Genomic DNA, 23,988 nt, shown 5'->3' on the forward strand with positions numbered 1-23,988 from the left:
GTGCACAAAGAGGGTGAAAAAGGCACATGAGCGAGTTTATAAAAAAGAGAATAAGAGAACTTGTTGATCTTATCAATTATCATGATTATAAATACTATGTTGAAGATAATCCGGAGATAAGCGACTATGAATATGATATGTTATATCGTGAGCTTGTTGAGCTGGAAAAACAATACCCTGAATATGTTTTACCTGATTCTCCCACTCAAAGGGTTGGTGGAAAGGTAAAAGAAGGGTTTAAAGAGGTAGTACATCGGGTGCCTCTTCTTTCGCTTTCAAATGTGTTCAATGAGGGGGAACTTTACGATTTTGACAGAAGACTAAAGGAACTTCTTGGGACGCTTGATTTTGACTATGTTGTTGAATACAAGATTGATGGGCTATCTGTTGCGCTTGAGTATGAAAATGGTCTTTTTGTCAGAGGTGCAACCCGTGGTGATGGGAATATAGGCGAGGATGTGACAGAAAACTTAAAGACTATAAGGTCTATTCCGCTTAGGCTAAAAGAAGACGTCTCCATCGTTGTGCGTGGAGAAGTTTTCATGCCAAAGGATGAGTTTATAAAGCTCAACCAGGAAAGGGAAGAGAATGAAGAGCCTCTTTTTGCAAATCCACGAAATGCAGCGGCAGGGTCGCTTCGTCAGCTTGACCCAAAAATAACAGCCCAAAGAAAGCTTGATATATTTGTCTTCAATGTTCAGTGGTGTGAAAAAGAGCTTGAAACACATGCAGAGGCGCTTGAGTTTTTAAGACATCTGGGATTTAAAGTTTCACCTGATTATGTTGTTTGCAGAGATATTAAAGAAGCATTTGAAGCTATAAAGAAGATTGAAGAAAAAAGGGACTTACTTCCTTTTGAGATAGACGGTGCTGTTGTGAAACTGAACCAGCTAAGACTGCGAGATGTTGCAGGAGAAACAGCAAAATCACCCAGATGGGCTGTTGCTTATAAATTCCCTCCAGAGAAAAAAGAGACAAAGCTTTTGGATATTGAGGTCAATGTGGGACGCACAGGTATTCTAACACCAACCGCAATTTTGGAGCCTGTAAGAATTTCAGGCTCTGTTGTCTCAAGAGCCACTCTTCATAACATGGATTATATAAGACAAAAAGATATTAGGATTGGCGATACTGTTATAGTACAAAAAGCTGCAGAGATTATACCTGAGGTTGTTGAAGTTGTGTTTTCAAAGCGAACAGGACAAGAGAAAATTTTTGAGATGCCCAAAAAATGTCCTGTTTGTGGAGCAGATGTTATAAAATTTGAAGATGAGGTTGCTTACAGGTGCACAGGTGTTGAATGCCCTGCTAAAAGTTACAGGTTAATTTTGCACTTTGTTTCACGCGATGCAATGGACATCGCTGGCATGGGCGAAATGATTGTAAAAACCTTGTTTGAAAGAGGTCTTATAAAGACTCCTGCTGATATTTATTATTTGAAGTTTGAAGACTTGGTAAATTTAGAGCGTTTTGGTGTAAAGTCAACAAATAATTTGTTGAAAGCTATACAGGCATCTAAAAACAGACCGTTAGACAGGCTAATATATGCGCTTGGAATAAGGCACATTGGGCAAAAAGCTGCAAAGACTCTTGCTGAGCATATATCGTCTATAGATGACCTTTTTACTATAACAGAAGAGCAGCTTTTAAGTCTTCCTGACTTTGGTGAAAAGATGGCAAAAAGCGTTGTGACATTTTTCAAGCAGGAACAGACAAGACATCTAATAGAAAGACTAAAAGCAGCTGGTGTAAATACTGTTTCTGAAAAGAAAGCAAAGTCAGATATTTTAAAAGGCTACACATTTGTTTTGACAGGAGCTTTGTCAAAGTATAGTAGAAATGAAGCGAAAGAGATTTTAGAAAGTCTTGGTGCAAAGGTGACAGAAAGTGTTTCTAAAAAGACAACAGCTGTGATTGTAGGTCAGGACCCAGGAAGCAAATATACAAAGGCTCAGCAGCTTGGTGTTAAGATTTTGAACGAAGAGGATTTTGAAAGGTTAGTTAAAGCTTCATCCCGCGAGGAAGTAGAAAAGATGTTGATGGAGTGAGTTCGTTTGCCAAACACAAAAAGAAAAAGGATAAACAGGCTCAGGTTTATAATAAATGTCTTTGTAAAACATGGTTTTGGTTATATCTTTAGCAGCACACCGCTTGTAAAATTTAAAAGGTTTTCTGATAACAAGGCAAACAGGGGACAGAGGCTCAAAAATGCTTTAGAGGAACTTGGAACAACTTTTATAAAGATGGGGCAACTTCTTGCAAACAGACCTGACCTTGTGCCTGAGGATATTATAGCAGAGCTGAAAAATCTTCAGGAAAAGGTAAAACCATTTTCCTTTGATGAAGCAAAGAGTATTTTAGTCAGAAACGATATTTTTGATAAGTTTGAGTATATAGAAAAAGACCCAATTGCAACAGCTTCGATTGGTCAGGTGCACATAGGTTATTTAAATGGCAAAAAGGTTGCTGTAAAAATACGAAGACCTAATGTTGACTATGAGGTTAAGACTGATATAGAGATATTAAAAAGAATAAGCGCGATTTTAGATAAATATTCACCAGTAAGGAATATTGTGAGTTTTTCGGCTATAGTTAATGAAGTTGCAAATGTGCTTTTAAAAGAGATAGATTTCAGGTTTGAACAAAACAACATAAAAAAACTCAAGAAAGCTCTTTCAGCCAAGGAAGTTATTATTCCTGACATATATGAGGAGCTTTGCTCTGAAGAGGTGCTTATTACAAGTTTTGTTGAGGCAAAGACATTAGGTACTATAGAGGTTGAGAAAATTCCCTTGATAGAGAGAATGAAACTTGGTAAAAAACTTGTAAATCTGTATCTTTCGCAGATATTTGAGCTGGGAGTATTTCATGCAGACCCTCATCCAGGTAATATTTTAATTACAGACAATTTTGAAATTGCTTTTGTGGACTTTGGGATGGTAGGATATCTCAGTAGGCAGGATAGAGAAAATCTTTCTAATTTACTTTTGGGAATAGTTCTGAATGATAAAAAAAGGACATTAAAGGCTTTTAAAGAGCTTGGAATAATTCAAAAAGGCATTGATGCTAACAAATTTTACAATGATATTGAAAGTATTGTTAATCACTATATAAACCAGCCCATCAGTTCTATTAAGGTAGCAGATGTGTTCAATGATGTGTTTAAGCTTACGTTTAGGTATAAGCTAAAAATTCCGCAGCAGTTTGTTCTGTTTGGCAGGACGCTCAGCCTTCTTGAGAATGACATTGCTCTTTTGAAAGTTGATTTAAGTATTTTAGAAGCGATTTTGCCCTATGTAAACAGGCTTGTGTTCAAAAATAGGCTTTCCAAACTCAGCGTTGCTAATTTGTTTAACATCTTGTCATCTTACTTTAGTTTACTTGAGTTTTTGCCCAAAAAGACAGAGACAATATTAGAAAAACTTGAAGAGGACGAACTTACAGTTAATATTGAGATAAAAAATATAGAAAAAATTTTACATCAAATGGAAAGGCTCGCAAACAAAGTTTCGCTTGCAGTGATTCTTCTTTCGGTAAGTATAATAATTGCAGGTATGACGGTTGGAGGTTTGCTTTCCCCAGCATTGTATAAAACAATTTTATCAGCATGGTATTTATGGGCTTTAAGATTGGGTATATTAATATTGATTATTCTTATTATCATTATGCTTGTTATGATTATAAGGAAAGAAAAATGATATTTATGGAGGTGTAAAAAATGAAAGATTTATTAGAAAAGATTATCAACATTGGGCTTGGAGTTTTTGCCATCTCAAAAGAAAAAGTAGAAAAGTTTGTGAATGAGCTTGCTGAAAAAGGTGAGATTAGCAAAAATGAAGTGCAGGAAATGGTAAATAAGATTTTAGAAAAGGGTGAGGAGCAGAAAAGGGAGCTGAACGATTATATTGCAAAACAGGTTGAGAACATTTTAAACAAGATGAACCTTGCAACAAAATCAGAAATTATATCAGAGGAGAGAATAAGAGAAATAATAAGAGAAGAACTTTCAAAGCAAAAGAATGAGTAGAAAAATCACATCATTTTTTTTTGACATTTACACAAAAAAGATTTATAATTAAATTAAAACATACTATTTCGATTGGAATTGGAGGTATATTAATGATTCATAACAGTATTTTAGAACTGATTGGTAAAACGCCTCTGGTAAGACTAAATAAGCTTTCAAAAGATCTTGATGCAGAGATAGTGGCAAAAGTAGAATATTTTAATCCGGGAGGAAGTGTAAAAGATAGAATTGGACTTGCTATGATCGAAGATGCTGAAAAGAGGGGCTTAATAAACAAAGATACAGTTATAATTGAGCCAACAAGTGGCAATACAGGTATTGCTCTTGCTATGGTTTGTGCTGTTAAAGGGTATAAGCTTATTCTAACAATGCCAGAGACAATGAGCATTGAAAGAAGAAAACTTCTAAGAGCATACGGTGCCCAGATAGTTTTGACACCCGGTGAAAAAGGCATGAAAGGCGCAATTGAAAAGGCTTTTGAGATTTATAGTTCAACTCCTAATGCATTTATGCCACAGCAGTTTGAAAACCTTTCAAACCCTGAAATTCACAGAAAAACAACCGCACTTGAAATTTGGAATGATACAAATGGTAATGTTGACATATTTGTTGCTGGGGTTGGCACAGGTGGAACAGTCACAGGAGTAGGTGAGGTTTTGAAAGAGAAAAAGCCGTCTGTTAAGATTGTAGCAGTTGAACCTTTTGATTCTGCAGTTTTATCAGGAGAAACTCCGCGTCCTCATAAAATACAGGGAATTGGGGCGGGATTTGTTCCAAAGGTATTGAATACGAAAATATATGATCAAATAATAAAGGTAAAATCTGAAGATGCGTATGAGATGTCGAGATATTTAGCAAGAGAAGAAGGTATTTTAGTTGGAATATCATCTGGTGCAGCACTCTATGCTGCTGTTGAAGTTGCCAGAAAACAAGAAAATAAGAAAAAGATGATTGTTGTTCTTCTTCCAGACACTGGAGAGAGGTATTTATCTACTGATTTGTTTGATGTTGGGATATAATAGAAATTAAGGCTCTATGCCTCCTTAGACTGACATAGAGCCTTTTTCATTTTCTTCTTTCCATTTTTTGTATGCGATCTTTGCTATACCGCCTGCAATATGGGTTTTTTCGCTGTTTTCTGAGTTTTCTAATTTCATTTGAGCATATTCAGGTTTGCTTTGCAAGATTGTCTTTGCTGTTTGGCTGCTTATTCCTAAAAACTCAGCAATTTCGTCTGCTGATTTGTTTTCTTCGTTATGAAGATAAATCACAAATATTGCTTCCATCAATGATGCAAGCCATGTAAGTCTCTTATATTCAACAAGTTTTTTAGGACCACCTAAGATGTCTATAGCAATCATAAATATTTCTTTTATCACCTTATCCATATCTTGTTTTAAAAGCTCAATTTTTTTCATGGCTTGCACCCCCTCCTGTATAATCTTTTAGTTTTTTTCGTTTAAATTCGAATTTGTAATACTTGTAAGAGGATATAAAACCTTTATAAGTCCTGTTTGATCTATTTCAAACACATATGTTTTTGAGTCGTGACCGCACATTCTGCAGCCATCAACCCTCAAAAGACGTATAACCTCCCCAATTGGTTTTTTAAAAGTAGAGCTGTCAAACTTGTTCATGATAACCTGTTTTGAAAATACAATTGTACCATCTACAATGTGGCTCACAGCATATCCGCCTGCCGCCTCAGCTGACAAGTGTTCCTGTCCGCTTCTTTTTTGCGAAATCATAAGTGTAGTTAATTTCTTGGATTTTAAAAAGTTATAAATTGTTCTTACAATTTCACGTGCATAGATTTCCTTTGATTCAAAAAATCCAGTAATAGAGTCAATAACCACATTTTTTATGTTAAACTTTGATGCGGCATTATCAATAGTCTTTATAAAATTGTTTATGTTTCCACGTATGTTAAAATCTCTTGTTACATCAAGTATATAAATGTTTTCTTCCACTTTAGATTTGTCGATATTCATTGCATTTGCACGAAATAACAGTGATGAGTACAAAAACTCAGCAGGTGTCTCAACAGTAACATACAATACATTATTTCCCTCATTTGCCTGCGTAACTGCAAATTGTTCAGCAAAAAGGCTTTTACCTGTGTCTGCAACACCACTTACGTTTATGACCGAGTACGCAGGAATCCCACCGAGTGGTTTTATCACAGGTTTTTCCTGGTCTTTTGAAAACTCAAGCTTGTAAAATAGCTTGTCTATTCCATCTACTCCTGTCTTTACACCAAAAAGTTCAGGTGCATTTTTTGATAGGTCTTTGAGCTTCACAGCATCTTGTAGAATAGTTGTCTCTTGAGTTTTTGGAGCTGCTGTATCTTGAGTTTTCTGAGCTGTGGTCTCTTTTGCTGCCACTTTATTGCACCTCCTTTCTTTCTTTAAAGGAGGACCGTACAACCTTCCAATATTAAATATTATTACAAATTAATACTTTGTCAAGGTCAGAAAAAGTCAAATTTTTTAAAATTTTTTTGATTTTTTCGGACATTTGCTCTTTAATTTGGGCTTTTTCTTCTGAAAACTATTATTTGCTCTTTTTCTTAATTTCTGAAATACAAAACTATTGTTGTTGATCTGAAGGATTTTTTGTTATAAAATGTTATTGTTATAAATATTCAAGTTTGGTTTATAAACAATGAGAGGTGGAGTTTTGTGCTGTGGATTAAAAACGTCATAGCAAATCTGATATTTTTGATATTATATTTTTCTGTTATGACAGGGCTCAAAATATATATTGTGTCAAGGTATGAAAAAAGTGTGGAGAAAGAGAAGGAAGCAACTAAGTTAAACACATTTTTAATAAGATCAATATTTTTGGTTAATTTAATATTTGGTGTAGCTGGTAGTATATTTATTATAGTATTAAATTCCGATAAATTTACTTTTTCCAGGCACTTTTATTTATTCATAATCTATTTTATTGAAATTTTTATAATTTCAATCTTTTTTGCAACCTCTATTCAAGCTAAAATTTTAAATCAAAAGTTAAAAAATGCATTTTTTCTGCGACAAATTGTGTCTGGATTTTTAGGTTTAGTTTTGATGGTTGGTATAATCTTTTTGCCTATTGTTCAAATTTCGAGGACAGGGGATATCAAATATTTATATTTTTTGTCTGTTGCCATTTTTGTCGGTAATTACTTATTTTACTTAGTAATTTTTAATCTGCAGTATCCGAAAAGAAAACTCAAAGAAAATGAAGGGAAGATAATAAAAGATACTTTAAAAAAATTTGAAATTGAATCAATCGAGGTAGAAGTTCTTGATACACTTGGTCAAAAGTTTGCAAATCTTTTTGCAGCAGGTTTGTTCAAACAAAAGCTTTTGGTAACCTCATATGCTCTAGAAAACCTAAAGGAAGAAGAGATTAAAGCAGCTGTAGTTCACGAAATTGGTCATATTAAAGCAAAACATGGACGAAAAATTCTATTTGGTTGGTTTGTTGCAATACTTTATTACTTAAGTTTTGTGTTTGGTCTTGAAAGCATTGCTAATTATTTTGTTTCAAATTGTGAGTTTTATAATTTCATACAAATAGTAGTTTTTTTAGTTGGAACCATTCAATTCTTGTTTTTACCCAGCTTTATTAGCCGAACTGCCGAAATAGAAGCTGATTTGTTTGTTTTGAAAAGTGGTATAAAAAGAGAAGAGTATGAAAGTGCTCTAAAAACTTTGTATGCTATCAATTACATAAAAGGTGATATTTCGAATGCTTTAGAAAAAGTTCAGTCACACCCTTCGCTCAAAAATAGGATTAAGATATTAGCTGAAGCTGAAAACAAATTGGAAAGGGAATATGAGCACAAATTAAACAAAATTTGCAATAACTTAACAGCAGCCTGTGCATTATTTGCCACTGTTTATCTTATCTTTGGTGTTATTTTATCCTAATAAGATGTTAAAAGTTGGTTACAAGATACTGAAAAGATAAAAATAAAACAAAGAAAAGGTTTAGCTTAACAAATACAGTTCTCTGTTTATGAAATAGTTTGTGTGTGTTGATAGGAATTGATCAAAATATAAAAATCAGCGGGAATATTGATTGACAAAATAGTTAATAAAAATAAAAGTTTCAGAGATAACTTTTAGCATATTTGCTTTTTTGAAAAAACTGTTTAAATGAGGAGCTGATTCAATGCCTACGCTAAAGAAGCTAGTGTGTTTAGCGACAGCAGCTGTCCTTATTTTTGCTTTAATGGTTGGGTGCACAACTGAACAATTCCAATTGGATAAAGAAACTGAAATTTCAAAAAAGCCAATGTTAGAAAAGAAGAATGGTATTTCTTCACTGCCAAATACACCAGAACAAAGTTACAAAGAAAGTCTCATAAATATTCATGGTAAAACGATAGGGGAAAGAATAAAAGTACCAAAAGGATATGAAAGAGTTGAAGTTCCAAGAGGATCTTTTGCTAAATACTTAAGAAATTTACCTCTCAAACCCCATGGCGCAAAGGTGAAGTACTATAATGGTGAAGAAAAACCAAACGAAGTATATGTTGCAGTAATTGACATGGATGTTGGCACAAGAGATTTGCAGCAATGTGCAGACGCTGTTATAAGGGCTCTATTCAGAGTATCTTTATAAGAACAAGCAATATGACAAAATTCATTTTAATTTTACAAATGGCTTTAGAGCTGATTTTAGAAAGTGGATGCAGGGTTATAGAATCAAAGTTGAAGGGAATAAAGCTTATTGGGTAAAGAAGACTGGATACTGTGATGATTATGTGCGCTTTAGAAAGTATCTTGACATGGTATTTGCATATGCTGGAACACTATCACTTTCTCAGGAAATGCAAAAAATACCTCTGAGTGATTTGCAAAATGGAGATGTATTTTTAAAAGGGAGCGACCCTGGACATTGCGCTGTGGTAGTTGACACGGCACAAAATCCAAAAACAGGTGAAAAGATATTCCTGCTTGCTCAAAGCTACATGCCAGCCCAAGACATTCACATCTTAAAGAATACAGCAAATGATGATGACAATCCCTGGTATTCAATAAACTTTGGTGATATTTTAATAACACCAGAGTGGCTGTTTACAAAAGAGCAGGTGTTTAGGTTTGGGGAGTAAAATTAAGGGGGGAGTGAGGAGTGGGGAAAATATAGTGATTTTCGACATGATTCTACAAATTTTAATTTATGTAGTACGTTATAATAAAAGTCAAATATAATGAATCTAATACTTAGAAAGGAGAGGTATTCAAGTGTATATTAGTAAGATGAGAATAAGGAATTATAAATCGTTTTTAGATTCAGGGGAGATAATGTTGGACGAAAAAATTTTTGCATTTATTGGACAAAATAATACTGGAAAATCCACTATATTAGATGCTATAAAAATATTTTTTCCCAACTATAAGAAACAAGTTGACAGGAAGGATATTCATAGAGGTATTAATGATAACATTATTATTGAAATGTGGTTAGGCGGAGTAGAGTCTTTTTTTGAAAATACCCGTACAGATGAAGTTGATAGACAGGTAGAGAAATTGTTAAGAAAAGTTACTGACAACTCTCTATATATAAAGTTAGTATTAAATGTTGAAGACAGTACCAACAAAAATATTAGAAAATATTTTGACAAAGACGAAGAAGAGATAAAAGAAGCCACTTTAAAAAAATTACTTCCTGAGTTAGTAGTAATACCTGCCATACGAGATCCAGAAAAAGAAAGTACAGCTGACCGCAAATCATATTTGAGGAGTTTAATTGATATTTTAGATAGTGAATATGAAACTGATATTTTAATAAAAGATGAAGGTGCAGAAAAAAGAGTTAATTACAATCAATTAAATAATATTCTTACTAAAGAAGCAAGGAAAAGGTGTGAAAGTTTGTCACAAAAAATAACGGAATATTATAACAGTACATTAGGAAACAACAATTTTAGAATAAATTTAGAGCCAACAGTGGATATATATAGCGCAACAAAATATAACACTAGCATAGTGGAAATAATAGGGAATGAAAAAATAGAAAATGACATCTTAAATTTTGGAACGGGTTATCAAAGTGTACTTATTCTTTCTATACTGCAGACATATGTGGAAATAGCCCGTAGCGTAGGAAAGTATATATTTATAATTGAAGAACCAGAAATTTATTTACACCCAAATCTTCAGAGAAAAATGATTGAAACATTAATAAATATTTCAGAAAGAAATCAAGTAATTTTTACCTCGCACTCACCTATAACAATCAGTAATCTACCAAAGAAGAATGTAAAACTTGTCATAAGAGAAAAAGAAAAATCAATTGTTAAAGAGATTAACCCCAAAGAGGTTATAAACGAATTGGGAATTAAAGCTGATGATTTTCTCGGTAGCAAAGGGATCATCTTTGTTGAAGGTAAAGATGATTTTGAAGTTGTGCGAGAATTAATTTGTAAACTTGACGATAACTTATTAAACATGATTAACATAATTCCTGTAAATTCATGTTGTAATTTAAAATTCTTCGCAAATGCAGAATTATTTCTCAATAAATATTTTGAAATACCTGTTGTTATAATAAGAGATGCTGATACAAATGATCCTGAAAAGCTTAAAAGTGATTTTTTAAAAGAAATGTTTGAATTTATTGAGCAATATGAATTTGCTGATTCGGAAATTGTTGAAAAAAAGAAAAAATTAAGGCAGAATACATATATTCTTCAGCATTATTCGATAGAATATTATTTTCTTGATGAGCTTTTTTTAAAAGAGTATTATGATTATTATTGTGATGACCCGAAAAGCTTAGAAATAGCAATTACCTGTTATAAGTGTAAGTACAATCTATTTATAGATAAAGTCCGAAAAAATCAAATGAGTAAAGATGAATTTACTAAATTATATCAACCAAAAAGATTTTTAAGAGGGTTCCCGGATAAAAAGATTAATGAAAGAGAAAGATGTGAGATGTATTTTAAAGAAAAATGGGAAAAATTGTTTGATAGTTGTGATTGTAAGGATGTTGCCGAAAGAAAAAATAATTTCTTCAAAGTGAGAGATAATATTATCCAGAACATATCGATTAAAAGAAAAGATGAAAAGTCAAGCTTTTATACTGATGTTTTAAGGAAACACGATTTGCAGGAATTAGAAATGACGGAACTTCACGAAATAATTCAGATACTTAAGAATTTTGTTAATACAATTAATCAAAAATAATAACAAAAGTTAGTTTGTGGTTATCACTGCCAATTATTGAGAAAAGTAACTAATATTGCTTTTAATTACCTTTCATAAATATCTTACAGTTAGACAATATATTTTAGTGTCAGAATACTTGAAAGGATTAGCAAATTACTTAAAGTTTTTTCTAGCACTTTAAAAAATAAGAAATGAAATGTTTTTATCATACACTTAATAAAAGAGCAAGGGAAGATATATTCTCCTTGCACACCAAACAAATGTATGGTATAATCAAATCAATAGTTAATTTTAAATCTGGAGTATGATTTTGCAATGAGGACTCAAATTACTTTTTTTCGCCAAAAAGTTGTGCCCATAGTGAAGTGGGCAGGAGGTAAAAGGCAAATAATAAAAATCTTGGTCGAAAAGCTGCCAAGCCATTTTTCCACATATTTTGAACCCTTTTTGGGTGGCGGAGCACTTTTGGTAGAGCTTTATAATAGAGGAATCTTAAAGAATGCTGTTGTTTCAGATATTAATCTTGAACTCATAAACCTTTACACTGCAGTTAAAAATTGTCCAGATGAGGTAGTTTACTATATTAAAAATTTAGATTTTAAAAATGCCGAGGGCGATTACTATAAGGCAAGAGAACTTTACAATTCTATTAAGATAAAAAATCTGAATACAATTGAAAATGAAAATTTACTCAAAGCAGTATTGTTACTTTATTTAAACAGGCACTGTTACAATGGGCTTTACAGGGTGAATTCAAAGGGCGAATTCAATGTTCCTTTTGGAAGATATAAAAATCCTAAAATGCCAACCAGTGAAGAAATATTTACTTTTTCACAAATGCTACAATCTGTTGAAATTTTACATGCAGACTTTGAAGAAGCGGTGAAAAAAGCTTCTGAGTTTGATTTTGTATATTTCGATCCTCCGTACATGCCTGTGTCCAAAACAGCTAATTTTACTGATTACACAGTTGCAGGTTTTACAAAAGAGGAACAGGTAAGGCTGAAAAATGTTTGTGATAATCTTAGCAAAAAGGGTTGTTTTGTTATGATAAGCAACTCAGATTCAGAATTTATAAGAGATCTTTATGAAAGTTACAACCTTGAGGTAATAGAAGCAAAAAGGCTTATTAATTCAAGTGCAGGAAAGAGAACAGGTCATAAAGAAGTTATTATAACTAATTATTGAAAAGAAGGTGTTATTGTGTCACCCGGTGGAAGAGGTACTCGAACGGGAAGAGTTCATGAAAAACTTATTAAACAAGCGTTACTAGAAAATTACGATGATGCTTTTGAGGAACAAGTTGTAGTTGGCAATGATCTCTTTGGGAATAAATATAAAGCTGATTTTGTTTTAAATGATGAGATAATTATAAGTGCTAAATGGCAGCAAACACGCGGGACAGCAGAGCAAAAAATAGTTTATGAGATAATCACCTTGGTTAAAATTTTAAAGGAAAATCCAAAGTATAAAAAAGCTTATATTATAATTAGTGGAACAGGATATACTAAGAAAGCAAAAGATTTTTATTTAAATCAAAAACATGTTGAGTATATAAAAGAGGGAAACTTGGTAGAAATAATATCTTTTGAAGATTTTGTCAAAAGATCAAATTTAAAATTGCTGTAAAAGTAGAGAGATATTAAAAAACTCAAAAGGGCTAAGTGCAAATCTGTCATTAGCCCTTTTCCATTTTAACTGAGACTATAAATAATTTTGTGTAAAGTATAAAAACCTCCTTCTTGGTAAGAATCAGAATATAAACAAAAATATCCAAGAAGGAGGTTTTTTGTTATGGAAAATGTTTTAACAAAAGAGCAGCTCTTAGAGTTTATAAGAAAAAACAATATTCAGAGTGTGGGTGATATTTACGAAAGCTTAAAAGACTTGTTTAAGAGTGTACTTCAAAGTTTTTTAGAAGCAGAGATTGAAGAAACTCTGGGTTATGAAAAGTATGATGTTAAAAACAAACAAACTACTAACTCTCGAAACGGATATACTCAGAAGACTGTAAAAACAAAATTTGGAGAGATGGAAATTGATATACCAAGAGACAGAGAAGGCGAATTTGAACCCAAGATAATTCCCAAATATAAAAGAGATATCTCTGAAATTGAAGATAAAATAATAGCTTTATATTCCAGAGCAATAGCAACACGAGACATTCATGAGCAAATAAAAGATATTTATGGTATTGAAGTATCTGCTGAGATGGTAAGCAAAATTACAGAAAAATAATACCAGAGATAAGAGAATGGCAAAACAGACCGTTAGAAAAGATATATCCGTTTATCTTTATGGATGCAATTCATTACAAGATAAAAGATGAAGGCAGGATTGTAAACAAAGCTGCTTACGTTGTTTTAGGAATTAACATTGAGGGATATAAGGATGTTTTAGGGATATGGATTGGAGAAAGTGAAAGCTCTAAATTCTGGTTGGGTGTTTTGAATGACCTGAAAACAAGAGGAGTAGAAGAGGTATTACTGTTTTGTGTTGATGGCCTTACTGGTTTAAAAGAGGCAATAGAAGCAGTGTTCCCAAAAAGCGATATTCAAAGGTGTATTATTCATCAGTCAAGTCAATTCATTCAAATATGTTTCATACAAGCATATAAAAGAATTTTCAAAGGATTTTAAAAAAGTGTATCAGGCAACTAATGAAGAAGAAGCACTGGAAAATTTTTATCAGGTAAAAGAAAAATGGGGGAAACAGTATCCTTATGCGTTCAGGAGTTGGGAAAGCAATTGGGATTTGTTAACTTCGTTTTTTAAGTTTCCCCCAGAAATAAGGAAGATAATTTATACCACAAACATCATAGAAGGAATTCACAGACAATTTAGAAAAGTGACAAAGACAAAATCAGTATTTCCAAACGATACAGCATTAGAGAAGATGCTTTATCTTGCGACAAAAAATGTTGTAAGAAAGTGGACACAGAGGTACAGAAATTGGGATATAATATTAAATCAGCTTTTGATAATGTATCCAGAACGTTTAAGTGGATATATAAATTAATAACAAACTTCAGTTCGCTTTTAGATTGCTTCCATGGAAGCAATCTAAAACAAATTAGAACTAGAAAAATCAAAGCAATATATCCCAGTATTAAATTTTGTCCAGCTTTTAAAAAATTTATGCATAAAAATTTTTAAAATGGTAATACTAAAAAATAGAAGGTAGACAGGATTATCCTGAATGATTTCTTACCAAGAGGGATGGTTCAATTTAAATACACAAAATTATTTACAGACCCTTTTAACTTGTGCTTCATACCAATCAACAAACTGCTTAGCTGTTCTTGGTGAGCGACCGTTGTAGTTCATCTCCCACTGCAGAGCAAGCCTGTGAAGCTTTTCTGTAATTTCAATACCTCTTTTTTTGGCAATCTCGTCAACAATTGTAAGGTATTCTTGCTGGGTTGGAGATGGGTATGTTACTATTATTCCAAACCTATCAGCAAGAGAAAGTTTTTCTTCTAAAGTATCTTTAACATGTACTTCATCATCAGAGAAATTGCTTCTGTCGCTAAACCTTTCTTTTACAAGATGTCTTCTATTTGAGGTTGCATATATAACAACGTTTTGGGGCATTGCCTCTAAAGAACCTTCTAAAAGGGCTTTTAGTTTGGTATAGTTTTCCTCAATGTCTTCAAAAGACAGATCGTCTACAAAGATTATAAACTTAAGCGGGATATCTTTTAAGATTCTTATTAATTTTGGAAAAGTGTAAAGCTGGTCTTTGAACACCTCAACGACTCTCAAACCCATGTGAGAAAACTCGTTCAAAATTGCCTTTATAGTTGAAGACTTTCCAGTTCCTCTGCTGCCATAAAGCAGGATGTTGTTGACTCTTTGGCCATTTAAAAACGCCAAAGTGTTTTCAACAACAATCTTTTTCTGCCTTTCAATATTTACAAGGTCATCAAGTCTTATTGGGTCTAAATTTTCAATACCCACAAGATTATTTCCGTCCCATGAAAAGCCTTTGTACCTTGCAAAAATTCCAAAGCCATTTTGCTTGTGAAATTCTACAAGCTCCTCAATTAAACTGCTCCAAGGAGTTGTGTTTAAGAATTTTTCAATGAGATTTTTTGTAAAATTATCAACGGCAGTAGGCAAAAAAGCAATTGTACCTTTAAACTCTAAAAAACTTTCAGCTAAAAAGTTTGGTAAGGCAGTAGAATCTTTTAAATAATCTTTTATCTCTTTTGCAGAAAAGTTTGATATAAACTCAAGGCAGTCTAAATCACAAGCTGCAGCTTTTTTAAGACTCTCATTTATTGCTATATTGTTAACACTTTTTGCTGCTAATTTCGTAAAAGTATTTTCGCTAAAGAGAATTTTCTCAATAATGTATTCCTTTAAACTACAGCCCTTTCCAGCTTCTAAAAGATTGTAATAAACTGTGCTATAAAGATTTACAATTCTTGCAAGATCCTGATTTCCATCGTCAATGAAGCGGACAAGATTGTACAGCTTTTTAAAAACGCTATCATAAAGAAGATTTCGATAGACTTTTAAGTTTTCGAAACACAGTCTGTAGAGCTTTATTTTCTCATTCATTGCTGACATATCTCCTTTGTGCTGAAATTAAATCTTTTGTAATAAAAGTTTAGATCAACTATTCTCTTTAGCTCTATATTTATTTTAGAACAACTAATGTCTTTTTGAAAGATTTTTCTTGAGTTGAGTTAATAATAATTTGATATCCATAATATTGATGAAATAACTTGAATTTGATATAATATAAACAAATGAAATGGAAAAAGGAGTTGAAGATGGTTGATTAGAAAAAAGAGTAGGAGAAATTTTTTAGTAATAGCTCTTATATCTTTGAGTTTAATTTTGTTTTCTAATGTTTTAGCATCCGATATTTGGACAGAATGTGGCAAAAAAATAAAGGAAATTGAGCAGTCAAAAGATGGCAGAATAGTAGCAGTTGTAAACGGCGAAAAGATTTATAAAAAGGATTTAGAGATTGCGTATGCGTTAGAAGAAGCAAGCTATTTATATAAGAAAGAATTTTATCAAAAGCTTTCAAAGGAAGAAAAGATAAATTCAATAAAACCACCTGTACAAAAGACAAAAAAAGAAGTTTTAAATGAGATGATAGAAAATCTCCTTTTGCTTCAGGCTGCTAAAAAGGAAGGATATTTTATATCAGAGAAAGAAGCAAGAGACTACTATAAAAAAACAATGAAAACAATGCAGGATGTAATAAGTGGGAAAGTTTTAGGTGATGTGGAAAGTGCAAAGATTACAAATGATATGATTGAAAAGCTCGTCAAAGGATGGGGAATAACAAGAGAGGAGTACGATAAAAAAACTATTGAGCAAACGAGAAATATGCTTTCAATTCAGAAGCTTTTGGATGCGAAATTTAAACAGTTCAAGGCTAAATCTAAGGATTTGGTAATTGGAGATTTCAGGAAAGAATATATAACTTTATTGAAGAAAAAAGCTAAAATAACAATATATGAAAATAATATTTAAAAATAGAATTCATATAGAACAAAACCACAGGTTTGAAAGGTCTGTGGTTTTTATTTTTATAAATTTGCGTAAGATTTTTATTTACAAAACAAAGCCAGAAAGCACATCCCCTTCAGGGGATTGTGATGAATGGCAGTCCTTTTTCTTCTCTTGAACTATCTTGAGAGTACGAGGTATAATAGATGAAGTAGCAAAAAGTTTTTCGGTATTGTTAGAGGAGTTAAGAAGATGACAAAGGCAGAAAAAATTAAGCAAACATGGCAACAAACTAAAGAAAGAAGGAAAAACCAAATACCTGTGGTGTGTCAGTTAAAAATTAATCTTAACTCTGCCTCAAAAGAAACAAGAGAAAAACTTTTTAGGCTGTTTTTAGAAGCAAAATGGTTGTACAACTATATAGTTGCTGACATTGGAAACAGACTTGATAGCAATGCGGAGAAACTAAGAGAAGTTGAAATAAAGGTGGGGGAAAATTTCGAAAAAAGAAGAATTGAAAATCTCAGTTCACAGATGAAGCAAGCTCTGGTGGAAAGAATAAAGCAGAATTTGTATTCTCTTCACATACAAAAGGAAAACGGCTACAAAACGGGTAAACTGCAGTTCAAACACTATGTTAATTCAATTCCCCTCAAACAATTTGGGAACACTTTTAAGTTTGTTAACCAGCAAATGACCAGAGTTAAAATACAGGGTATTAATAAACCTTTGAGGGTACTGGGAGGAAATCAGATTCCAGAAGATAGCGAAATAGCAAAAGCACTTGTAAGAAAACCAAGTGGCATTTACCTTTTTGTAACTTGCTATATAGACAGGGACAAATACACAGGCGCGTGGGAAAGAAGAAAGAACAGAAAAGGTGTAGTAAAGCCGAGGGTATGGCAGATGTTCGATACTGCTGCTGGAATTGATTTTAAACCTGCCGGGCTGGTACTATCAAACGGTCTCAAACTTGAATGGCAGATAAAAGAGACAAAACGCTTGAAAAAGTTGCAAAAACAACTTGCACGCCAGCAGAAAGGTTCTAAAAGATGGTATAAAACAAAAGAAAAAATTGCAAGAGAGTATGAAAAATTAACAAACATCAAGTATGACGTAATAAACAAAACCTGTTCATTTTTGTACAGGTATAAGACAGTTTGTTTTCAAAAAGATAACATCAAAGGTTGGAAGGATGGATATTTTTCAAAGTCAGTACACTACAGTGCAGTAGGGACAATTAAGAGAAGACTGAGCACAGTCTTCGGGTTCCTGCTGTGGCAATCAAAAGTTCTGTGCCAACAACGAAGACATGCAGCAGTTGCGGAAGTCAGTATGATGTCAAGTTGTCGGAAAGAATTTTCAGATGTCCTGTTTGCGGTTTAGAAATTTACAGAGATTTGAACGCTGCGATAAACATGTTAAAGGTAGTAGGGCTGGACCGGTCCGAAGTCAAGCCCGTGGAGTGGGAGACCGCTGCCAGAATATTCAGGGATAACCCCTGTATTCTGGTAAGTCATACCACGTAGAAGCGGGAAGCCCAACCCCTGAAGGAATCCTATCCCCTTCGGGGGATTGGGAGGAGATCAAATCACATGACCAATAAGTCATAATAATCTTGAGGTGAGGTTTATGCCCAAGCAAACATTTTTGAACCTTCCAGAAGAAAAAAGAAATTTTATAACAGATACATTAATAAAATATTTTTCACAAAAACCTTATCATGAGGTTGATATATCAGATATTGCTAAAGAGTGCAATGTTGCAAAAGGGAGCATGTATCAGTATTTTGAAAACAAAAAAGAGATGTATTTTTACTCTCTTCAGGTTTCCTATGATAGGTTTTTGAAACTGCTCGAAAAGTTAGACATGATACATATAAATATCTTTGACTATTACGAAAACTCGCTTGAAGGCATATGGCTTGCAATGAAAGAATTGAGAAACGAGTACATGCTTCTTGAGAGAGCATTTTTTTCGCATGATTCACCTTTTAAGGAGGAAATAAATGAAAAGTTTTTGAAACAGTCGAGAGAATTTCTTATTGAACTCATCAGGTATAATCAAGAAAAGGGTTTTATAAGAGAGGATATAGACCCACTATTGATTGGAATTTTCTTAGAAGGTGCAAGCTTTTACATGAAAAAGTTTATAATAGAACAGGCTCTGATTAAAACATCAACAACACTTGATCTTGATATAAGTTATTTTAAAGATGCTCTTTCTCAATTTATAAAACTTTTGAAAGAAGGAATAGCGAAAAAATGAATATTGAGGTATGACTTGACGGTCATATGACCAATGAGTCATAATATAGTATATCAAGATTAAAATTTAAGGAGATGGTAGACTGTGTTTGTCAAGGTTGAGAATCTTTCGAAAATCTACAAGATGGGTAAGAATGAAATCAGGGCACTCAATGAAGTAAGTTTTGAGCTTGAAAAAGGGAAAATTTACACGGTTATAGGTCCTTCTGGGTCAGGTAAAACCACGCTTTTTAACATCCTTGGTGGGCTTGACAGGGCAGATAAAGGCAGAGTTTTTGTTGATGGCAAAGAGATAACTGCAATGGACCAAAAAAGGCTTTCTGAGTATAGGCGCGACTATGTGGGTTTTGTATTTCAGTTTTTTAACCTCATAAATGGTCTTACGGTATATGAAAATGTGCTCTCAAGTGCACATCTTAGCAAAAATCCATTGGATGTTGATATGGTATTAAAAATGGTGGATGTGTTTTCTGAAAAGGACAAATTTCCGTTTGAACTGTCTGGCGGACAGCAGCAAAGGGTGGCAATTGCAAGAGCAGTTGTTAAAAACCCTGCATTGATTTTGTGTGATGAGCCAACAGGTGCGCTTGACTATGAGAGCAGCAAACTTGTGTTAAAACTTTTAGAAGATGTAAATCAGAAGTTTGGCACAACCATTTTGATAATTACACACAACCTTGCAATTTCTAAAATGGCAGATGTTACGTTGAGATTAAGGTCAGGCAGGCTTGTTGAATTTTCTGAAAATCCTCACAAGATCTCTGCTCAAGAGGTGACATGGTAATGGTAATCAAAAAAATTCCCCTGCGAATAATGGAAAGAGAGTTTTTGCAATTCTTTTCTATAATGATGCTTGTAGCTATTGCCGTAATGACATATACACTCTTTGCTGTGTCAATGGAAGACATAGATATAAATTATAAGATATTTAAAAAAGACTTCGTCCAGGAAGATGGGTATTTTATAACATCACAAAAGATAGATAAGAAGCTTTTGAAAGAAAAGTTTGGTATTGAACTTGAAGAGAGACTTTTTTATGAAATTCAGCAAGATGGGGTTACTTTAAGAATATTTTCAATTTCAAATAAAATAAACAAGCCATATGTAGAAGCGGGTAAGATGCCAAGGCAAGGCGAAGTTTTGCTTGACCCGAGCTTTTTTAAAACCCAGCAGTATCACACCTACGATGAAATAGTCATTTCAGGAAAGAAATTCAGAGTAAGTGGAGTAGGGTATCTTCCTGATTACATTTACATTATTAAAAATGACCAAGACCTTCTCCCAGACCCCAAACACTTTGGTGTTGTGTTGATGCTAAAAAGCGAGATGCAAAAACTATTTCCTGTGGTTCCTGTTCATTACTATAGCTATAAAGGAAAAGTTAACAATATTGAAAATTTCAAAAGCTTTATAAATTCTAATTGGAGACTTTTAAAGTTTGTTGAAAGAGACCGAAATCCAAGAATAATATACACAGAGATGAAACTTGAAAATGCAAAGAGAATGACATTGCCACTCAGTCTTTTTATAATTCTTGTATCCTCATTTATACTTTTTATTGTCATGCGAAGGGTAATAAACACTATGCATGCGGAAATTGGCACACTTTATTCCATGGGTTATACTCAGGAAGATGTGGTCAAAGTTTTCATGAGATTTCCACTTTATATTTGGTTTTTTGGTTCTGTTGCTGGCGTTTTGATAGGATTTTTTGAGGCATCTTCGTTTGCACAGTTTTACAGGTCATACTTTACCTTACCAAAGATAAAAACAGTTTTACCTTGGCAGCATATATTTGTTGCAATGGTGCTACCAGCCATATTTATGTTTCTTTCAGGGTACCTTGCTCTTAAAAACTTTTTCAAGCTGACAATTGTAGAGATGCTTCATGGAATTGACGAAATAAAATTTGGCAAGCTTCCTACAATAAAGTTTTTTGATAGATTTGAATTTAAAACAAGGATTATGCTCAAATATGGCTGGAGACATATAGGAAGAGAGGTTATTTTGGCAGTTGGCATTATCTTTTCAACAATCCTTATGATGTATGGGATGACGGCAAAAGATTCAATCGTTGTTGCAATTGAAAGAACATATGAGAAGAATTTTAGGTACAATTATCTTTATTCTTTGAATTCTGTGTCCACACACCCTGAGATTAAACTCCAAAGCGCAGCTGAGCCATACAACCTTTTGTCTTTTGACATTGAAGGGACAAAGCTGAGTATTATGATTTACGGTGTGAAAAGTCACTCAAACATGATAAAGCTCTATGATGATAAAGGGAATGAAATCTCTGTGTCAAGTGAACTTATCATAACCAAACCTCTTGCAAGCAAACTCGGTATTGGCGAAGGAGATGAGATTAAACTAAAGAATGAATTTACAGGCAAAGAATATACTTTAAAAGTAAAAAAAGTAGCTAACCTTCCAGTCGGAAACAATGGGTACATGGAACTTGAAAGTTTTAATAAGCTTTTTGGATATAGAAATGGAGAGTATATTGGGATATTCTCAAAAGAGAAGATGGATATTCCTGAGAACTTGTTTTTTGAGAGTTATACTAAATCTGAGCTTATAAATACAATAAAGGCCTCAGCTGACGACCTTTCAAAGACTATTGGAGTTATAGCGCTAATTGCCGCTATTCTTGCGCTTTTAATTGTGTATGTTCTGTCTACTTTAACTCTCAATGAAAATAAGAAAAACATAGGGATTTTAAAAATGCTTGGATACAAGGAAGGAAATATTTTTAAGATGATTCTTGGCTTTAATTATGTTTCCTTAGTAACAGGGTTCATTATAGGTGTGCCTCTTTCTAAATTGACAATGGATAGTCTTATAAGTAGAGCCACAAAAAATATCGATTTTGCTATGAGCATTGATTTGAGCGTAAATAGCATTTTATCAACATTTGCAGTGTTAACTGTAGTGTTCCTGCTTTCAAGACTTTTGGCAAGACAAAAAATAGCAAAGGTAATGCCTGTTGAGATATTAAGACAGCAGGTTGATTAAAGTCAAAAGGGCTGACTCAAAAGAGAAAAGCGCAGCCCTTTTTGCTATCTCTTCGTATGTATATCCAGAGTATTTCAAAATTAGCAGCTCTCTTTGTTCCTCAGGCAGTTTTTCAAGTGTCATTTTGACCTGAAGTATTTCAATGTCATCTTGTGGGGTTTGAGAGCAAAGCAGGTATTTTTCTCCCATAGAAATTCTCTTTTGCGATTTTAAGTAGTTTATTGCAAAGTTTTTTGCAACAGTAATAAGCCATCCTTGGATATTATCCTCGCGAGGGGGATTTTTAATGAGCTTGTAAAAAACTTCTTGTGCAATGTCTTCTGCCTCTTTTGAAGTCTTCAACATGAATGTCAAGTAATTTAGCACCTTTTGATAGTATTTAGAGTAAATCTGCTCCAAATCCAGCGACCCAAAACCCCCTTTGTTTTTCGCTTTCTAATATTATAAACAATTTAAAAACAGGATTTGTGACATGTTTTAAAATAGTATTAAGAGATTTTTTAAAATTTCTGCATGCTAGTTTAGGGTGTATTTGGTATACTGCAAACTAAATCAGGATAAAAAATATTAGGAGAATTTTTGTAAAAGGAGGGCGAGATAATTGTGAAGATAAGCAAATCCATAAAAGAAGCAATATTAAATGGAGCAAAAATTGTCAAGGAACATTTCAGTGGGGAAGATGTTTATAGTGCTTTGCCCGAATCAGACAGGTTTGAAATTGAGTTTTGCATAGAAATAGAAAAAAGTGGTTATTTCAATCTATATTTGAATTATAAAATAGAAAAGTACACAAAAGCTGTCTATCTTGTAGATATAGATGGATTATGTCATGGCGATATTAGATTGCATACTGAATTGGATGAAGTTTCAAAAATGAAGATTGGAAGAACCTTCTTAGAAAAAGGTCCGAAAAGAATCAAAATTTATGGTGGCTGGGGAGTAGCTCGCATATATGCAATTGAACTTGAAGAAGATAAGTTGCAAAATTACAGTGCTCCTTCATTTGATCTTTCAAACAAAAATGCATCTGATAAATGCAAAAAATTGATGGAATATTTTTCAAAAATTTATGACAAAGCAATTGTTGCAGGCCAGCACACAAACACAGCAGCAGGACCAGAAATTGCATATTTAGAATATCAAACAGGCAAAAAACCAGCTCTTCGTGGTTTTGATTTTCTAAGCTATACAAGACACACCATTACTAATAATATGACCTACGATGCAATGTTTGAAGTAATTTTAAATAAAGGCTCTGTTGAAGAAGCAATTAAATGGCATAAGGAGTTAGGAGGAATTGTGACATTTTGCTGGCATTGGTTTTCTCCAATAGGAGGCAATGATAAGACTTTTTATACAAAAAACACCGATTTTGATATTGAGGTTGGTCTTTGCCCTAATACTGAAGAAAACAAGCTGCTAATGGAGGATATATATGAAATTGGCAAGTGGCTAAAAATCATGGCAGATGCAGATGTGCCTGTTATTTTCAGACCTCTTCATGAAGCAGATGGCAGGTGGTTTTGGTGGGGAGCAAAAGGGTTTAATGCTTACAAAAGGCTTTACTATCTTTTATATGATGTATACACTAATTACTTTAAGCTAAACAATCTTATATGGGTTTGGAATGCACCACATCCTGATTGGAGAATAGAAAAGGACTACTATGATATTGCAGGGGTTGATTTTTATGCCCCACCCCAAAACTATGGTCCTATTTCATTTTGGTATGATTATGTTTATGAGCTGACAGAAGCTAAAAAACCCATAGCTTTGACAGAAAACGGGCCAATCCCTGACCCTGAGGTCCTACAAAATACAAAAACTTATTGGCTTTGGTTTATGCCTTGGTGGGGTGGATTTACGGCTGATGGCAAGATAAATTCGTTTGAACATCTAAGAAAGGTTTATACCCACCCTTACGTAATAACACTTGATAAATTTGACTTATTTAGAAGATGAAAAAAATAAAAATTCAAGGCTGCCATTTGAAAAAGGTCATTTTATATGTTCTGAAGTGAACTGGCAGCCTTGGAATT

At 33.3% G+C, this 23,988-nt stretch carries 19 protein-coding genes and 2 pseudogenes; 17 read left to right on the forward strand and 4 right to left on the reverse strand.

The genetic code is table 11. The annotated features are described in order from the left end of the window. The first annotated feature begins 26 nt into the window (after nt 1-26). From ligA to cysK, 4 genes are all read left to right on the forward strand, one after another. Nucleotides 27-2,048, forward strand: a complete 2,022-nt coding sequence (gene ligA / locus COB47_RS04835) for an NAD-dependent DNA ligase LigA (RefSeq protein ID WP_013290268.1) — start codon at nt 27-29, stop codon at nt 2,046-2,048. A 6-nt stretch (nt 2,049-2,054) separates the two neighbouring features. Then, the gene (locus tag COB47_RS04840) at nt 2,055-3,698 is read left to right on the forward strand and encodes an ABC1 kinase family protein (RefSeq protein ID WP_013290269.1); all 1,644 of its coding nucleotides are present in this window, start codon (nt 2,055-2,057) and stop codon (nt 3,696-3,698) included. Nucleotides 3,699-3,718: 20 nt separating this feature from the next. Further along, entirely contained in the window at nt 3,719-4,027 is a 309-nt protein-coding gene (locus COB47_RS04845; protein WP_013290270.1) for a phasin family protein, read from the forward strand. A 92-nt stretch (nt 4,028-4,119) separates the two neighbouring features. Next, nucleotides 4,120-5,046, forward strand: a complete 927-nt coding sequence (cysK, locus tag COB47_RS04850; RefSeq protein ID WP_013290271.1) for a cysteine synthase A — start codon at nt 4,120-4,122, stop codon at nt 5,044-5,046. Nucleotides 5,047-5,070: 24 nt separating this feature from the next. Here cysK and COB47_RS04855 read toward each other — a convergent pair whose 3' ends face one another. Continuing rightward, nucleotides 5,071-5,445 (reverse strand): hypothetical protein, encoded by a 375-nt coding sequence (locus tag COB47_RS04855; protein ID WP_013290272.1) that lies wholly within the window; start codon nt 5,443-5,445, stop codon nt 5,071-5,073. A gap of 27 nt (nt 5,446-5,472) precedes the next feature. Further along, entirely contained in the window at nt 5,473-6,411 is a 939-nt protein-coding gene (locus COB47_RS04860) for a KaiC domain-containing protein (protein WP_013290273.1), read from the reverse strand. Between the two features lie 297 nt (nt 6,412-6,708). On the opposite strand from COB47_RS04860, the gene COB47_RS04865 reads away from it, so the two are divergent. From COB47_RS04865 to COB47_RS04890, 6 genes and pseudogenes are all read left to right on the forward strand, one after another. After that, nucleotides 6,709-7,947 carry a M56 family metallopeptidase gene (locus tag COB47_RS04865; RefSeq protein WP_013290274.1) on the forward strand — a complete coding sequence of 413 codons (1,239 nt, stop codon included), beginning with the start codon at nt 6,709-6,711 and terminating at the stop codon, nt 7,945-7,947. Nucleotides 7,948-8,191: 244 nt separating this feature from the next. Beyond that, nucleotides 8,192-9,134, forward strand: a pseudogene (locus COB47_RS12980) (DUF4846 domain-containing protein). Between the two features lie 133 nt (nt 9,135-9,267). Beyond that, nucleotides 9,268-11,214, forward strand: coding sequence for an ATP-dependent nuclease (locus COB47_RS04875; RefSeq protein ID WP_013290275.1), 1,947 nt, complete (start codon nt 9,268-9,270; stop codon nt 11,212-11,214). A 297-nt stretch (nt 11,215-11,511) separates the two neighbouring features. Further along, on the forward strand, nt 11,512-12,384 hold the full coding sequence (locus COB47_RS04880; protein WP_013290276.1) for a DNA adenine methylase: 873 nt from the start codon (nt 11,512-11,514) through the stop codon (nt 12,382-12,384). 15 nt (nt 12,385-12,399) lie between these two features. Next, nucleotides 12,400-12,825 carry a PD-(D/E)XK nuclease superfamily protein gene (locus COB47_RS04885; protein ID WP_013290277.1) on the forward strand — a complete coding sequence of 142 codons (426 nt, stop codon included), beginning with the start codon at nt 12,400-12,402 and terminating at the stop codon, nt 12,823-12,825. Nucleotides 12,826-12,990: 165 nt separating this feature from the next. Beyond that, nucleotides 12,991-14,214 (forward strand): annotated as a pseudogene (locus COB47_RS04890) (IS256-like element ISCob1 family transposase). A gap of 224 nt (nt 14,215-14,438) precedes the next feature. Here the strand turns inward: COB47_RS04890 and COB47_RS04895 are convergent. Further along, a complete protein-coding gene (locus tag COB47_RS04895; protein WP_013290278.1) occupies nt 14,439-15,761 on the reverse strand; it encodes an ATP-binding protein in 1,323 nt (440 codons plus the stop codon). Nucleotides 15,762-15,980: 219 nt separating this feature from the next. Here COB47_RS04895 and COB47_RS04900 point away from each other — a divergent pair, with 219 nt between their 5' ends. The 6 genes from COB47_RS04900 to COB47_RS04920 all read left to right on the forward strand — a co-directional run bounded on the left by COB47_RS04900 (nt 15,981) and on the right by COB47_RS04920 (nt 21,949). Then, complete coding sequence (locus COB47_RS04900) at nt 15,981-16,691, forward strand: SurA N-terminal domain-containing protein (protein WP_013290279.1); 711 nt, start codon at nt 15,981-15,983, stop codon at nt 16,689-16,691. A gap of 228 nt (nt 16,692-16,919) precedes the next feature. After that, nucleotides 16,920-18,053, forward strand: coding sequence for a transposase (locus tag COB47_RS04905; RefSeq protein WP_237699010.1), 1,134 nt, complete (start codon nt 16,920-16,922; stop codon nt 18,051-18,053). Further along, the gene (locus COB47_RS12550; protein ID WP_237699011.1) at nt 17,963-18,196 is read left to right on the forward strand and encodes a transposase; all 234 of its coding nucleotides are present in this window, start codon (nt 17,963-17,965) and stop codon (nt 18,194-18,196) included. The genes COB47_RS04905 and COB47_RS12550 overlap by 91 nt, the downstream gene beginning before the upstream one ends. A 103-nt stretch (nt 18,197-18,299) precedes the next feature. Beyond that, nucleotides 18,300-18,935 carry a TetR/AcrR family transcriptional regulator gene (locus COB47_RS04910; protein WP_013290280.1) on the forward strand — a complete coding sequence of 212 codons (636 nt, stop codon included), beginning with the start codon at nt 18,300-18,302 and terminating at the stop codon, nt 18,933-18,935. A gap of 84 nt (nt 18,936-19,019) precedes the next feature. Continuing rightward, nucleotides 19,020-19,718 carry an ABC transporter ATP-binding protein gene (locus COB47_RS04915; RefSeq protein WP_013290281.1) on the forward strand — a complete coding sequence of 233 codons (699 nt, stop codon included), beginning with the start codon at nt 19,020-19,022 and terminating at the stop codon, nt 19,716-19,718. Then, nucleotides 19,718-21,949, forward strand: coding sequence for an ABC transporter permease (locus COB47_RS04920; protein WP_013290282.1), 2,232 nt, complete (start codon nt 19,718-19,720; stop codon nt 21,947-21,949). The genes COB47_RS04915 and COB47_RS04920 overlap by 1 nt, the downstream gene beginning before the upstream one ends. On the opposite strand, the gene COB47_RS04925 is transcribed toward COB47_RS04920, so the two are convergent. Then, a complete protein-coding gene (locus tag COB47_RS04925; protein ID WP_237699012.1) occupies nt 21,929-22,348 on the reverse strand; it encodes a sigma-70 family RNA polymerase sigma factor in 420 nt (139 codons plus the stop codon). The genes COB47_RS04920 and COB47_RS04925 overlap by 21 nt on opposite strands. 204 nt (nt 22,349-22,552) lie before the next feature. Here COB47_RS04925 and COB47_RS04930 point away from each other — a divergent pair, with 204 nt between their 5' ends. After that, complete coding sequence (locus COB47_RS04930) at nt 22,553-23,911, forward strand: glycosyl hydrolase (RefSeq protein WP_013290284.1); 1,359 nt, start codon at nt 22,553-22,555, stop codon at nt 23,909-23,911. Nucleotides 23,912-23,988: the final 77 nt, after the last annotated feature.

Source organism: Caldicellulosiruptor obsidiansis OB47 (assembly GCF_000145215.1).
In the GTDB taxonomy this organism is placed as follows: domain Bacteria; phylum Bacillota; class Thermoanaerobacteria; order Caldicellulosiruptorales; family Caldicellulosiruptoraceae; genus Caldicellulosiruptor; species Caldicellulosiruptor obsidiansis.

What these genes read in the sequence shown, in the direction of transcription:
- ligA (WP_013290268.1), top strand. Translation starts at nt 27, where the DNA reads ATGAGCGAGTTTATAAAAAAGAGAATAAGAGAACTTGTTGATCTTATC.
- COB47_RS04845 (WP_013290270.1), top strand. Translation starts at nt 3,719, where the DNA reads ATGAAAGATTTATTAGAAAAGATTATCAACATTGGGCTTGGAGTTTTT.
- cysK (WP_013290271.1), top strand. Translation starts at nt 4,120, where the DNA reads ATGATTCATAACAGTATTTTAGAACTGATTGGTAAAACGCCTCTGGTA.
- COB47_RS04855 (WP_013290272.1), bottom strand. Translation starts at nt 5,445, where the DNA reads ATGAAAAAAATTGAGCTTTTAAAACAAGATATGGATAAGGTGATAAAA.
- COB47_RS04880 (WP_013290276.1), top strand. Translation starts at nt 11,512, where the DNA reads ATGAGGACTCAAATTACTTTTTTTCGCCAAAAAGTTGTGCCCATAGTG.
- COB47_RS04895 (WP_013290278.1), bottom strand. Translation starts at nt 15,761, where the DNA reads ATGAATGAGAAAATAAAGCTCTACAGACTGTGTTTCGAAAACTTAAAA.
- COB47_RS04905 (WP_237699010.1), top strand. Translation starts at nt 16,920, where the DNA reads ATGACAAAGGCAGAAAAAATTAAGCAAACATGGCAACAAACTAAAGAA.
- COB47_RS04910 (WP_013290280.1), top strand. Translation starts at nt 18,300, where the DNA reads ATGCCCAAGCAAACATTTTTGAACCTTCCAGAAGAAAAAAGAAATTTT.
- COB47_RS04920 (WP_013290282.1), top strand. Translation starts at nt 19,718, where the DNA reads ATGGTAATCAAAAAAATTCCCCTGCGAATAATGGAAAGAGAGTTTTTG.